This is a genomic window from Rothia sp. HMSC065C12 (genome assembly GCF_001812085.1).
Classification (GTDB): domain Bacteria; phylum Actinomycetota; class Actinomycetes; order Actinomycetales; family Micrococcaceae; genus Rothia; species Rothia mucilaginosa.
Genome location: NZ_KV807673.1, coordinates 224,035 through 237,188, shown reverse-complemented (window position 1 = coordinate 237,188; position 13,154 = coordinate 224,035). Strand labels below are relative to the sequence as shown.

Sequence of the window (13,154 nt, the reverse complement as noted above, 5' to 3'; positions counted from 1 at the left end):
GACTACTCCCCCGCCTGCTCAGTCGCCTGCTCGGTCGCCTGCGCAGAATCCGGCTCAGCGTTCTGGTCTGCGTCCTCGACCAGGTCAATCAAACCCGCCGGAGGGGTCAGCAGCACAAAGCCGGGCTCATCCTCGGTCGAGGGAACCACCTCGGGCACAATCTCCTCAACAAAAGGAATCATGATCTCTTCACCCGCGCCGGAGGCAAGACGCGGCGAACGAGCCAGCTTAATCAGCAGCAGATCCTGAACCGGCATGGTCTGCAGACCGGTCACCTTACCCAGCGGCTTGCCCACAGCCGGGTTATCCACGGGGCTCTCACCCTCGGGAACGTCCGCGAGCAGGTACACGGGCAGGTTCACCAGCTCCTGCTCGTAGAAGCCCTCTTCGTCGCCCTCATCCTCGGGAACCTCGTAGACCAGGCGGCTGCCGCGCAGCTCCTCAGCCTGGTTGCGGGTGGTCACCTCATCAAAACGGACCACCAGAATCTTCTTGTTCCAGCGGGCACCGGCAACCGTCAGCTCACCGGTAGGCGCCACCGAAGCAGCGGCAGAGCCGGGCTTGAAATTCTCGATACCGAGCACCTCACCGCGGGCAAAACGCTCCTGCGGGGCATCAGTAAAGAGCTGAACCGTCACCTCACCACGAATACCGTGCGGCTTACCGATACGAGCCACCACAACCTGCATAATTTTCCTCCGCTGGATACAAGCTAAAAACCTACGCCGCGCACGTGCACGGCTCCCACTATTCTACCGGGCACTCCGGACGGGCGCATTCTGCCGCCAGCCCCACCCACAGGCCCCGGGTACGCGAACGCCCCCGCCTCCGGAAAAACCGGAAACGGGGGCGTTTCAAACGTTACGAGCTAGCGTCGCTTCTTGTCGGTGTCGATAATGTCGATACGCATCGGCTCGCCATCAGAAATAGCGTCCATCACCAGACGGATGCTCTTGGCGGTACGACCAGACCTGCCGATAACTCGGCCCAGGTCATCCGGATGTACGCGGACCTCAAGGGTTTCACGGTGACGCTGAGTGCGCAGGCGCACCTTCACTTCCTCCGGACGATCGACAATCCCTCGAACCAGGTGTTCGAGTGCGTCAGCCAACATAATTACTCAGCTGCTTCCTCAGCCTCAGCCTCGGGTGCTGCTTCCTCAGCAGCCTCTTCAGCCTTCTCAGCCTTGGGGGTGATAGCCTCGGGCAGGATTACGGAACCCTTTTCGGGAACAACGAACTCAGCCTTAGCCTCGACGGGCAGAACCTTGGACTCTGCCTTCTCGCCCTTGAATGCAGCCCAGTCGCCCGAGAGCTTCAGCAGAGCCAGAACCTGCTCGGTCGGCTGTGCGCCGACGGAGAGCCAGTACTGAGCACGCTCAGAGTTGATCTCGATACGCGAGGGGTGCTCGGTCGGGTGGTAAATACCAATCTCTTCGATGGTCTTACCGTCGCGCTTGACGCGCGAATCAGCGACCACAACGCGGTAACGAGGATCGCGGATCTTACCCATACGCTTGAGACGAATCTTAACAGCCACTTTAGTGGTTACTCCTGTTTCATAATTTGGTGCGAGGCACGCGGTTCAGCACCCGTGGGGCGGGCCATTCACGGCGCCTCTATGGACACAACGGCGCGCGAAGAGAGGGGTCGCGCGTCGCCGGGTACTCAGTTAGGGTATCAGAGCCCGAGATTTTAAGCTAGCGACACGGAAAAATAATTGCCACAGGCACCGAACATCACTTTTAAACAGCGTTCTGTGCCCGGTAGCCCCCTGCGCAACCGCCCTGTAGCCGCCGCTAGTCGAGGTTGCTCATCTCCAGAGTCTCCCCCGTCTCCAGGGCGCGGTAGCACTCACGCAGACGCTCCACCATCGACGGACGCACGTAGCCCTCCAGGTTCTCCGGAGCAACCCACTCATAGGTCACCAGCTCAGCATCCTGCAGGGTAATCTTCGTATCCGCCGCAATCACGCCGCCGTCATACATGTAGTAGGTCGAATCGCCCCACACACCCAGCGACAAGCCGTGGAAAATCAGCAGCACACGACCCAGCTTCACATCCAGGCCCAGCTCCTCCACAATCTCACGCTCACAACCGGGCTTGGGCGCCTCGCCAGCCTCCACGGTGCCGCCGGGAAGAATCCAGCCGTCCTTATAGTTCGGCTTCACCAGCAGCATCTCGCCGCGCTCATTACGAATCAGCGCGCCCGCCGCCAAACGGCGCGTAGGCAGGGTCGCGATAAAAGCCTTCAGCTCTTCATCGCTCAGATAGGAATCCTTCATGGCTTCTTTCCTTTAGCGGTCGGTTTTCTTCGCAGCGCGCTGCCTGATGCTACGCACTATACCCAGGGCACGCTCATGCAGTCCAGAGGGTGCCTGCTCCGTGGACGGGGCGGCATCCTCCACCGTGCGGTAGTGGCCCTCACGCAAATCATCAATCAGAGTGCGCTTCTTGGTCGAGGGCTGCTCCCCTGCGGTGTCACCCGGATGCACCAACTCAGCATCCGCCACCGGGCGGGCATGCTTCTTCATCTGAGTCTGCTCAAATGAACGCAGAACCGTCGGAATCAGAGCCGACTCAACCGTAGCGTTCAGGGCGAAGAGTGCTGCCGCCACCGAGAACTTACGGCTCGCCTTACCCTGAGCACGGCGGCGGCGCGCCACATTCGCCAAGGTCAGAGCGATAGCGCTCTGAGCCGTCACATCCGCACCCAGGACAAGACCCACACGGCGGGTCTTCGCACGAATCTGCTCCGGGGTCAGGCGCTTGCGGCGCGAACGAGGCGCGGGACTCTGAGCGGAAGAGCCCTGAGCGGAGGTGCTCTGCGGTGCGGGGGCCTGGGGTGCAGGACTCTGATCTGCAGAGCTTGAGGAAGCATCGGGCACGGTCTCAACGCTCGGGGCGGCTTCGTTCTGAGGTGCGAGCGCGGCAGAAGGCTCGGGAGCCTGCTGGCTTACCTTTGCCTCGTGCGATGCCTGCTCCTCGGTAGGCGAAGAGTCAGCCTCGTGCAGGGCGCTGTCAAGAGACAGGTAGCCCTCTTCGGTCTCCACGAAGGAATCCGGCGCAGAACCCTCCGGCGAACCCATGTGCGTGTACTCGTAGGGGATGTGCGCGTTGTTGAGAGCGTCCATCCACTCGGAGAGGGTCACGCGGCGGCCGGTCGCCACCAGGCGGTAGCTACGGTCCAGGGGCGAGGTGTAGCCGCCCGGGTAGGGTTCAATCTCCTCATCGTCAAAAGAAGCATCCTCGGCGGGAGTACTCTCGGAGAAGGTAGCCTCAGCATCAATAGATTCGGTCGCATCGGCGGATTGCGCGAGCTCCTCATCCTCGTTGCCGAACACGCGAGACGTGCTAATCGACGCCACATCAAAACCGGTGGTCGGAACCAGCGCCAGCTCCGTGGGAACATCCAGCAGCTGCAGCACCGACTCCAGCGCCAGGATATTGCTCGTATCGCGCAGGTACGCGTTCAGGCGGCGGCCGGTAATGGAATCAGCCTCCACACCAAACATCGCCATGACATTAGCGATGCCCTGCTCGATTTCTTCCTCATCGGAACCGAAAATCTTCGAACCCGAAAGCTCCGGGGCGCTACCGGGAAGCTCCGACAGCAGATCCTCCAACACGCCGCCAAAACGTGCGACTTCCTCACGGCTGAGGGCACGGTTCAGGCGCTTAGGCACACGCTGCCAGGTGAACTCCTCCACGATATTCTCGTAGGGTTCACCGAACGCCTCCAGGTACCACTCCTCATCCGAGTAGGGTTCGCGGGCGGGCTCCTCATAGACCACCAGGTGCTGCTGGTTCGCGTTACCCTCAGCAATCAGGGCGTTGCAGTTCAGCAGGCCCAGCAGTGCCATCAGATCCACCGGGTCGGCAGAAATGAGGGTCCACTCCCCCGCCGGCGCGGCAACAACCTGCCGGGTACCGGCAGGAAGGTACGCCAAAAGAAGCCCGGTAATCATGTCAATGGGCAGGTCAACGAGCATGGCGGCGTCACCGTCCACCAGGAACTCCAGCTCACCCTGACCACCGGGAAGCTCCTCCCACACGGTCGCCTCACCCTCGAGGGCGGCACCGGTAACCGGCAGCTGATCCACCAGCTGCGCCACGTAATCCTCAACGGGGGTACCCACGTACAGGTGGCCGTCAGCGACCTCCAGCACGTTCATGTAGCCCTCATCATCCACGGCGCACAGCACATAGAGCTGCACCTGATGCTCACCCATCTCGTAAGCAATCAGCTCCGGGGAGGCGGCGGTCGCCTCAATGAGGGCGGCAATCAGCTCCTCATCGGTGGTGGAACGAGCCATGATGCGGCGGCGCTGAATCTTCTCCTCCAGCTCCATGGTCTGCTCGATGCGCTCATTGCGCTGCTTCTCGGCGGTGCGCTCCTCATCCTGGGCGCGCAGGTACTCGGGGCTATCCGACTCACCGCTACCGGCGGGTGCGGGGGCGTCATCCCACATGCCGGTGAGCTTATCGACGGTCCACTCTTCGCTCTCCAGGGCGGCGGCGAGGCGGTCAACCCTCGTGCGGTCATTCCAGGCGCGCTGCTTATCGGGGTCTTCCGCCTTCACCTCATCGTGCATGCTGCGGGCTTCACGAATGAGGTTCAGAATGGTTGCGGCAACGTCGTCGACCGCGGGGTCGTCGCTCTCGCTCGAGTAGACGAGGTCGCCAGCCAGTTCGGCGGAGTGCTCACCGTACTCGAGGGCAATACGCGCCCAGACGGGGGTGTACCCGGGAAGGATACTCGAATCATCGTCGAAGCCGTCCGCAAAGTCGTGTGCGATGCCGTCTTCAAGATCGCCCGCGAGGTCTTCCGAGAAGTCGCCTGCAGGCTCTTCTACAGACTCAGCGGCAGATGCACCGGCAGGGTCCTCTACAGCATCATCAGCGAAGGCGCGCTGAGACCACGGCGTGACCTGCTCATTCAGCTGATCATCCGCGTTCTCTCGATCCCAATTCTGCTCGTTCTGAGCCATTGATACCTTCCCTTCACACACCCATTCATATGCCCAAACCGGGCACCATACCGGTACGGGTGCGCCCCGTCACTACGTGCGCACCCGTACCACCCCTTACCGGGGCTCATATTTGCTCTTACTGCAGGAACTTCTCGAAGCCCTTCGGCAGGTTCATGCTGGACAGATCCATCTCCTGGTTCTGAGCCTGCTGACCGAATGCAGCACCGGCGCGAGCCTGCTGCGCCTTAGCTGCTGCCGCCTCCTGCGCCGCACGCTTCTGCGGGTTGCCGGAGCGAGCCTTCTTCTTCTTGTTGTTCTTCGCGTTCTTACGAGCGCCACCGGCCGCAGCCGCCATGCCGGGCATCTGCATACCACCGGGCATGCCGGGCATCTTGCCCGAAGCGAGCTTCTTCATCATCTTCTGAGCCTGAGCGAAACGCTCCATCAGCTGGTTCACCTCAGACACAGTCACACCCGCGCCCTTAGCAATACGGGCACGGCGAGAACCGTTAATGATGCGCGGAGCCACACGCTCATGCGGGGTCATGGAGCGAACAATCGCCTCCACGCGGTCAATCTCGCGCTCATCAAACGCTTCAAGCTGCTGACGCATCTGAGCCGCACCGGGCATCATCATGAGCAGCTTCTTCATGGAACCAAGCTTACGAATCTGCTGCATCTGAGCCAGGAAGTCCTCAAAAGTGAAGTCTTCCTGATCGATGAACTTCTTCGCCATGCGGTCGGCTTCAGCCTTATCCCACTGAGCTTCAGCCTGCTCAATCAGAGTCAGGATGTCACCCATATCCAGGATGCGGCTTGCCATACGGTCCGGGTGGAACTGCTCAAAGTCAGTGACGTTCTCACCGGTGGACGCGAACATAATCGGCTTGCCGGTCACCGAAGCCACCGACAGCGCTGCACCACCGCGGGCGTCACCATCAAGCTTAGACAGGACCACACCGGTGAAGTCCACGCCCTCGTTGAAGGCGTTAGCGGTGTTCACGGCGTCCTGACCGATCATCGCATCGATGACGAACAGAACTTCGTGCGGTTCAATAGCGTCACGAATGTTACGTGCCTGCTGCATGAGCTCAGCGTCAACACCCAGACGACCCGCGGTATCGACAATCACCACGTCGTGCAGCTTAGCGCGAGCCTCAGCCACACCGTCACGCGCCACCTGCACGGGATCGCCGGTGGGTACGTCAAACTCGCTGGTCACACCGGGGTGCGGCGCGTACACGGGCACGCCCGCACGCTCACCAACAACCTTCAGCTGGGTCACCGCATTGGGGCGCTGCAGGTCGGATGCAATCAGCATCGGGGTGTGGCCCTGGCCCTTCAGCCAGTGAGCCAGCTTGCCCGCCAGGGTGGTCTTACCGGCACCCTGCAGACCCGCCAGCATGATGATGGTCGGGCCGCTCTTCGCCATGTTGATGCGGCGGGTCGAACCGCCGAGGATGCTCACCAGCTCCTCGTTCACAATCTTGACGATCTGCTGGGAGGGGTTCAGCGCCTCGGAAACTTCCGCACCAAGAGCGCGTTCCTTCACGTGGGCGGTAAATTCGCGGACCACGGGGACGGCGACGTCAGCGTCGAGCAGGGCGCGGCGGATTTCGCGGACGGTTGCATCAATGTCTGCCTCGGAGAGGCGGCCCTTGCCGCGCAGGTTCTTAAAAGTTGCCGTCAAGCGGTCGGAGAGAGAATTGAACACGAGCCGTGATCACTTTCTTAACGTTGAGGTGGCCCCCAGCCGCGAAGGCGAACGGGGATGGTTAGTCAGTCTTTAAGGATACAGGATGCGCGCTTTCTCCCCCGCCTCCGCTGTGGATAAGTGGCGCCGGTTCACCCTGAGCTCAGGATTTATGCCCAGGATTTACACTCAACGTCCCCTCCCGCACCCCTCAGCAAATGTGCGGCAGGTATCAGACTTACCCCCGTGTAGAGGCGCAACAGAAACCCTCAGCAGATGTTCCGCACCCCGCCTCAGCATGCTCAACACGTCAGATAGATTAGATTTTCTAGACAGCCTGGGTTAGAATTCTAAAGGTGTTACGCACAAATGCGTGATACGCCCGAGTGGCGGAATTGGCAGACGCGCCTGACTCAAAATCAGGTTCTTCGGAGTGTGGGTTCGAGTCCCACCTCGGGCACCAACGCAAAAGCGGCGGGAAAGATTCAAGCTTTCCCGCCGCTTTTCTGTATCCGCTTCTGTACCCCACCCGCACATCGGATGCGGCAACAATAAAGGCACAAGAAAGATAAAGACACAATAAAGCTAAAGACGTAAGAAACCGCCGCCCGGCCGTGAGAGTTCACGACCGGGCGGCGGTTCTATATACCTAGCGTGCAGGCTGAGGATTACCCTCAGCTACACATCGAAAAAGATTGGTGAGCGGCTTAGCGCTTGACCTCGTCCTCCTCGTAAGGACGCAGAGCCTCGCGCTCGCCCTCAGCACCGTGGACGCGGTGTACCTGAACCATGTTGGTGGTACCTGCGCGGCCTGCGGGAGCACCGGCAGCAACGACGACCAGGTCGCCAGCTTCTGCCAGACCGTTCTTCAGCAGGTACTCGTCCACGAAATGGAACAGACCTTCCTGATCGGTGATCATCTCAACCTGCTCAGCGTCAACACCCCACAGCATGGACAGGAAGGAGCGAACCTTCGAGCTGGTGGTGAACGCAACAATCGGGGTCTCGGGACGCAGACGTGCCAGACGACGTGCAGAGTCACCGGACTGGGTGAAAGTAACGATGAGCTTTGCGTCCAGCTGGTCAGCGATGTTCACTGCTGCGCGGGTGATTGCGCCACCGCGGGTGCGGGGCTTGCGGTCCAGCTCGGGCACGCGGTACAGGCCGCCCTTTTCGGTATCCTGAACGATTGCAGCCATAGCCTGCAGGGTCAGGATCGGGTACTTACCGACCGAGGTCTCACCGGAGAGCATCACAGCGTCTGCACCGTCGAGGATTGCGTTAGCGCAGTCAGAAACCTCTGCACGGGTGGGGACGGGGTTGTCGGTCATGGACTCGAGCACCTGGGTTGCCACGATGACGGGCTTTGCCCAGCGGCGTGCCATGTCGATAGCCTTCTTCTGGACGAGGGGAACCTCGGAGAAGGGCAGCTCAACACCGAGGTCACCACGAGCGACCATGATGCCGTCGAACTTGTCGATGATGTCCTGCAGGTTCTCAACTGCCTGGGGCTTCTCGATCTTGGCGATAACGGGTACGCGGATACCCTCTTCTTCCATGATCTTGTGGACGGGGTCAACGTCTGCACCGGTACGGACGAAGGAGAGCGCAATGATGTCTGCACCCATCTTCAGTGCGAAGCGCAGGTCGTTTGCGTCCTTCTCGGTCAGCGCGGGCAGGGAGACTGCTGCGCCGGGCAGGTTGATGCCCTTGTTGTTGGAGATGGGGCCACCGACGACCACGCGGGTGCGAACGCGAGTGGGGGTTACCTCAATAGCTTCGAGGCGGATCTTACCGTCGTCGAGCAGGAGCTTGTCGCCGAGCTTTACGTCGCCGGGCAGACCCTTGTAGGTGGTGCCACAGATTTCTGCGGTACCTTCAACGTCTTCGGAAGTGATGGTGAAGTCTGCGCCGGGCTCAAGGTATTCCTTGCCGTTTGCGAAACGCTCGAGGCGAATCTTGGGGCCCTGCAGGTCGGCGAGGATAGCAACGTCCTTACCGAGCTTTGCAGACTCTTCACGGATGGTGTCATAGCGTGCCTGGTGCTCGGCGTGGTCACCGTGGCTCATGTTCAGACGGGCGACGTTCAGGCCAGCCTTGATTGCCTCGGAGATCTTCTCGGGGGACTCGATTGCCGGACCGATGGTTGCAACGATTTTTGCGCGCCTCATGTACCTAACCTTTGTGTGTTGTTTCATGTGACCCCTGAGGGCTCACACTGATTTTCCGGGGAAGACTAACGTCAAATTCCCAATTATTCCCACGTGTTCTAACAGGTAACCACATGCCGGATGCGTGGGACTCTTTCTCAATTATAGGGGTTTTGCGCCCTCTTGGGTATGCTTCTCCCAACTCTTTCCACCAAAGAAATTGTGTTTCACGTCGCATTTTATACACCCCTTCCCCACCTACTGTTCACCTCACCCAAACCCACTTCACAGTCCCCGCGCCTCCATGTCGCCCAGAAAGTAAATTAGGGTGCTTTTTACCTATAGAAAATGGGCACTGTGCAATATTTAGTCACACTCGAGAACCTTCGGGCGTGTTTCAAAAACATAGAGACACTCAGAGTGGGCTATGAGAAGATAGATGGGGTATCCAAAAGCTGGGCGATTTCACATTTTCGCGCGCCTAGCCTATATTGGAACCCATAATTAGTATTTGAAATGCGAAATATATCTGGAAGGTTCACAGATGACTACTCGCGTGCTGATTATCTTCGGCTCCACCTACGGCTACACCGAACAGTACGCCACCTGGCTGGCAGAAGATCTGCGTGCACTCCCGCAGGCCCCCGAGGTTGAGACTGTCCCCGCCTCCAAGGTCACCCCCGAGCAGGCTGAGGCATTCGACGCTTTCGTCATTGCCGGTAGCGACTACGGTGGATTCCTCAACGGCGCACCGGCACTTCGCAAGAAGATCCTGCCGATCATTGCGCCCAAGAAGAACCGCACCGCGTTCTTCACCGTCTCCTTCACCGGTGAATACTCCAAGAAGCTACTGGACAAGGCTGTCGCCAAGAGCTACACCCCCGAACTGACCGAAGGTCGCCCCGTCTACCACCTGCGTGGCGGCATCGACTTCGACAAGATTTCGCTGGCTCACAAGACCGCCCTGAAGGGCCCGGTGCGCGCATGGCTCATGGCGAACCCGCACCCGAACGAGGGCATTCAGCAGATGCTCGAATGCTACAAGACTGGCAAGGCTGAGTACATCGATCGCGAGACCCTCAAGCCGCTGATTGAGGACATCGCAAAGTTCCTCTAAGCCTTTCGGGAAACACAAGCTTTCGCCTCTTCCCACCCGTCTCTTTCAGCCGGACACCAGAACCTGAAAGAGCGGGCGGGAAGAGCCGAGAAAAACGTGCCAACAGGCACCATATACGTGGTCGATGACTCTTCATCTCTCCTGCATCGACCATGAAACTCCGGGTGCCGGTGCGAGGCCGCGCCAAATACAGTACCCGGAACATGAGGGGTGGGTCTTTGTGTGTGCGGCCCACCCCTTTCCTTATGCCCACAAACCAAAGCCCCGGCAGCGTAGCCTCCGACAGAGCAGTCCACAGAGTGAAATTCGCAACGCCTCGGCGTGTCGCGTGCCTAAAATTTTGTCCCAAAAACTTGAGCCAATAAATGCACCGACAAGCCACAAAGTAAAACAGACACCCCAAAGATTCCAGGTTACTGTGCACTCTGCGAAAGATATGCCGCCAGAATGACACCCCAAATCATTGCGCACATCGGTGCAGGTACCGTACGCTGTTAGCTGTGTCAGCCGCTTGACATACCCGGCAACCGACACACATCACTTCAACTACCCCACATATTCACTCGTGCCAGAAGCCCCCGCACAGGGCCACATCGGCACATCCACCTCTCAAACACAGGCAAAATCTATGAAGAAACTCCAGACTGCCGCGCGCTCCGCGGCAGCCCGCTCCATCATGGCGTCCGCAGGTGCACTCTCCCTGGTCGCCGCATCCCTCACCTCCGTTCCCGCCGCCTTCGCCGCTCCCAGCGCGAGCGCAGCCGCAGAGGTCAACCCCAACGCATCCTACGAGGAGCTCACCTACGCCCCCGCCCCGGATGCATCCCTGGTCAAACGCTCCAACCCCGCCATGGGTGCGGGCGAGCGCGAACGCCTGGGCACCGCCAACGCGCGAACCGGCGCCACCTCCCCCGCTTCCACCGCGACCCTGAGCGGTATTTCCGCGACCCAGAGCTCCGCGCAGGGTCTGGGAGCTGGTCGAGCTCCGGCAGCCGGTCAGGCACTGGCACCCGGTCAAGCGCTGGCACAGGGCCGCTCCGCATGGACCCCCTCCGGCGGCACCCTCGGTATGGACGTCTCCTCGCACCAGCAGAACGTGGACTGGGCGAGCGCCTACGCCGCAGGTTCCCGCTTCGCCTACGTGAAGGCAACCGAGGGCACCTACTACACCAACCCCTACTTCGGTCAGCAGTACAACGGCTCGGCGCAGGTCGGCATGGTGCGCGGCGCCTACCACTTCGCAAACCCCCGCACCTCCTCGGGTGCCGATCAGGCACGCTACTTCGTGCAGAATGGTGGCGCGTGGACTGCCGACGGCAAGACCCTGCCCGGTCTGCTGGACATCGAGTTCAATCCCTACCCCGCCTACGGCAACACCTGCTACAACATGACCCCGGCGCAGCTGACTGCCTGGACCCGCGACTTTGTGGACACCTACCGTTCACTGACCGGTCGCGCCCCGATGGTGTACACCGCAACCTCCTGGTGGTCGCACTGCGTGGGTTCGCCGCAGTTCGGCGCTCTGCCGCTACACCTGGCAAGCTACTCGACCGTGGTCGGTGCGATTCCGGCGGGTTGGAGCGGCTACGACATTTGGCAGTTCACTGACTCGGGCCCGTTCGTGGGTGACTCGAACTTCTTCCCCGGCACCGTGAACGATCTGAAGGTTCTGGCAAAGAACCCCAACGCGGTGCACCGCAACTGGTCGAACGGCCAGGATCGCGCAGCGGAAGACCGTTCGGCAGAAGACCGCGCGGTACAGGATTCGAACGTGGTGACCACCGCGACCGGTTCCATTGATATTCGCACCGGCATCGGTAACTTCTGGAATAAGAATCGTTCCTTCTACGGCAACCCGATTGGCACCGAGTACTCTCTGGGTCACGGCGTGTATGCGCAGAAGTTCACCAACGGCAAGACCATCTACTGGACGAACTCTCACGGTTCGCACTGGCTGGTCACCAACGGCGGCCTGGATTATAAGTTCCGCTCGGACGTGGCACGATTCCGCGGCCTGACCACCGACGAGGAAACCCGCTCCGACACCATCGCAGTCTCCTTCGCTAACGGTGAGGGCGCCTACTGGTCCAACGCGTACGGCACCCACATCATCAATGAGCGCGGCTCCATCTACGCGACCTGGCGTGCAGCTGGCATGAGGGGCGTGCCTACCACTGACGAGCAGAATCTGGGCAACGGCATCATCAAGCAGGAATTCACCGGCAGCACCACCTACGTGTGGTCCGCACAGACCGGCACCCACCGCCTGCACACCGGCGGCGCGTTCTACCACCGTTTCCTGCAGCACCGCGGCACCTGGGGTGCACCGGTGACCGATGAAACCGCCACCTCCACGGGTGCTCAGGTGCGATTCGCCTCCGGCAAGGTACTGCTCTGGTCTGATGCGTACGGTGCGTACGAGACCAACGGTAACGGCGCAATCTTCAAGTACTGGGAGAAGAATACCGCTCGCTACGGTGCGGCACGCGGCGACGAGTCCTACGCGAACGGCGTGTACTACATGGACTTTGAGCGTGGCACGATCCGCTGGACCGCGCGGCGCGGTATCTACTAAGAGCGTGGCATTTACTCAACGGCGCGGCAGCTAATAAACACTGCAACGCGCATATAAAAACGAGGGGCACCTGGCAGAGGTGCCCCTCGTTCTTTTGCTACAGGAAGCATCTTCTGAACAACACAAAAATCAAGATGCGTTCTGCAGCGGGTGGGTTACCGAGTGAGTAGAGAACCCGGCTATGTTACCCGTGCCGGCAGGTAAATTTATAGCGTGGCGGGCGAACCACCACGAAGTCATGCAGTGTCCTAAAAGCCCCGGATTAGTGTGGCGGACATAGTCCCCATTGACTATGTCCGTGGGGCCCACACTAATCGTTGGTGAGACCTCAATCCGAAGGTGTCTAGAGGGGCGCCTGGCCGGAATTAAGGACTCAACGGTGAATAACGGCACGGTACGAAGATGCTGAAATTCACCCGGGTATGGCGTTCTGGGAGAAGGAATCGATATCTAGGAGGGCCGAAACCTTCACACGTCATATCCCGTTACATCTAGGGTAGGTGCAGGGGCGTTCGAAACCTATCTCTTCGGCAAATATTACGCTTCAACCAGTGGTTGAATGTTTACAATACAAGTATGCATTTTGAGGCCTATAGATGTCAAACAAAATGCTATATTGAACTAATTTTGTGAAAATTTTGAGATAT

At 59.9% G+C, this 13,154-nt stretch carries 9 protein-coding genes and 1 tRNA gene; 3 read left to right on the top strand and 7 right to left on the bottom strand.

From position 1 onward, the window contains the following. Positions 1–2: 2 nt before the first annotated feature. From rimM to ffh, 6 genes are all read right to left on the bottom strand, one after another. Positions 3–689 carry a ribosome maturation factor RimM gene (gene rimM / locus HMPREF2836_RS03300; protein WP_070615926.1) on the bottom strand — a complete coding sequence of 229 codons (687 nt, stop codon included), beginning with the start codon at positions 687–689 and terminating at the stop codon, positions 3–5. 179 nt (positions 690–868) lie between these two features. Next, on the bottom strand, positions 869–1,114 hold the full coding sequence (locus HMPREF2836_RS03295) for an RNA-binding protein (RefSeq protein ID WP_070615929.1): 246 nt from the start codon (positions 1,112–1,114) through the stop codon (positions 869–871). 2 nt (positions 1,115–1,116) lie between these two features. Further along, the gene (gene rpsP, locus HMPREF2836_RS03290) at positions 1,117–1,539 is read right to left on the bottom strand and encodes a 30S ribosomal protein S16 (protein WP_049358453.1); all 423 of its coding nucleotides are present in this window, start codon (positions 1,537–1,539) and stop codon (positions 1,117–1,119) included. A gap of 259 nt (positions 1,540–1,798) precedes the next feature. Continuing rightward, on the bottom strand, positions 1,799–2,284 hold the full coding sequence (locus tag HMPREF2836_RS03285; protein ID WP_012903358.1) for an NUDIX domain-containing protein: 486 nt from the start codon (positions 2,282–2,284) through the stop codon (positions 1,799–1,801). Positions 2,285–2,296: 12 nt separating this feature from the next. Then, positions 2,297–4,990: a hypothetical protein gene (locus HMPREF2836_RS03280; protein ID WP_070629443.1), complete on the bottom strand. Its 2,694-nt coding sequence runs from the start codon at positions 4,988–4,990 to the stop codon at positions 2,297–2,299. A 118-nt stretch (positions 4,991–5,108) separates the two neighbouring features. Beyond that, positions 5,109–6,686 carry a signal recognition particle protein gene (gene ffh / locus HMPREF2836_RS03275; RefSeq protein ID WP_005505683.1) on the bottom strand — a complete coding sequence of 526 codons (1,578 nt, stop codon included), beginning with the start codon at positions 6,684–6,686 and terminating at the stop codon, positions 5,109–5,111. A gap of 359 nt (positions 6,687–7,045) precedes the next feature. On the opposite strand from ffh, the gene HMPREF2836_RS03270 reads away from it, so the two are divergent. Continuing rightward, positions 7,046–7,128 (top strand) — tRNA-Leu (locus HMPREF2836_RS03270). A 244-nt stretch (positions 7,129–7,372) separates the two neighbouring features. Here the strand turns inward: HMPREF2836_RS03270 and pyk are convergent. Next, positions 7,373–8,836 carry a pyruvate kinase gene (gene pyk / locus HMPREF2836_RS03265; RefSeq protein ID WP_070615941.1) on the bottom strand — a complete coding sequence of 488 codons (1,464 nt, stop codon included), beginning with the start codon at positions 8,834–8,836 and terminating at the stop codon, positions 7,373–7,375. 523 nt (positions 8,837–9,359) lie between these two features. Here pyk and HMPREF2836_RS03260 point away from each other — a divergent pair. Then, positions 9,360–9,932: a flavodoxin domain-containing protein gene (locus HMPREF2836_RS03260; RefSeq protein WP_049354549.1), complete on the top strand. Its 573-nt coding sequence runs from the start codon at positions 9,360–9,362 to the stop codon at positions 9,930–9,932. Positions 9,933–10,560: 628 nt separating this feature from the next. Next, positions 10,561–12,507, top strand: coding sequence for a GH25 family lysozyme (locus HMPREF2836_RS03255; RefSeq protein ID WP_070629442.1), 1,947 nt, complete (start codon positions 10,561–10,563; stop codon positions 12,505–12,507). Positions 12,508–13,154 lie beyond the last annotated feature (647 nt).

Coding starts and splice junctions, on each gene's coding strand:
- HMPREF2836_RS03285 (WP_012903358.1), bottom strand. CDS start 2,284: ATGAAGGATTCCTATCTGAGCGATGAAGAGCTGAAGGCTTTTATCGCG.
- pyk (WP_070615941.1), bottom strand. CDS start 8,836: ATGAGGCGCGCAAAAATCGTTGCAACCATCGGTCCGGCAATCGAGTCC.
- HMPREF2836_RS03280 (WP_070629443.1), bottom strand. CDS start 4,990: ATGGCTCAGAACGAGCAGAATTGGGATCGAGAGAACGCGGATGATCAG.
- HMPREF2836_RS03295 (WP_070615929.1), bottom strand. CDS start 1,114: ATGTTGGCTGACGCACTCGAACACCTGGTTCGAGGGATTGTCGATCGT.
- HMPREF2836_RS03260 (WP_049354549.1), top strand. CDS start 9,360: ATGACTACTCGCGTGCTGATTATCTTCGGCTCCACCTACGGCTACACC.
- rimM (WP_070615926.1), bottom strand. CDS start 689: ATGCAGGTTGTGGTGGCTCGTATCGGTAAGCCGCACGGTATTCGTGGT.
- HMPREF2836_RS03255 (WP_070629442.1), top strand. CDS start 10,561: ATGAAGAAACTCCAGACTGCCGCGCGCTCCGCGGCAGCCCGCTCCATC.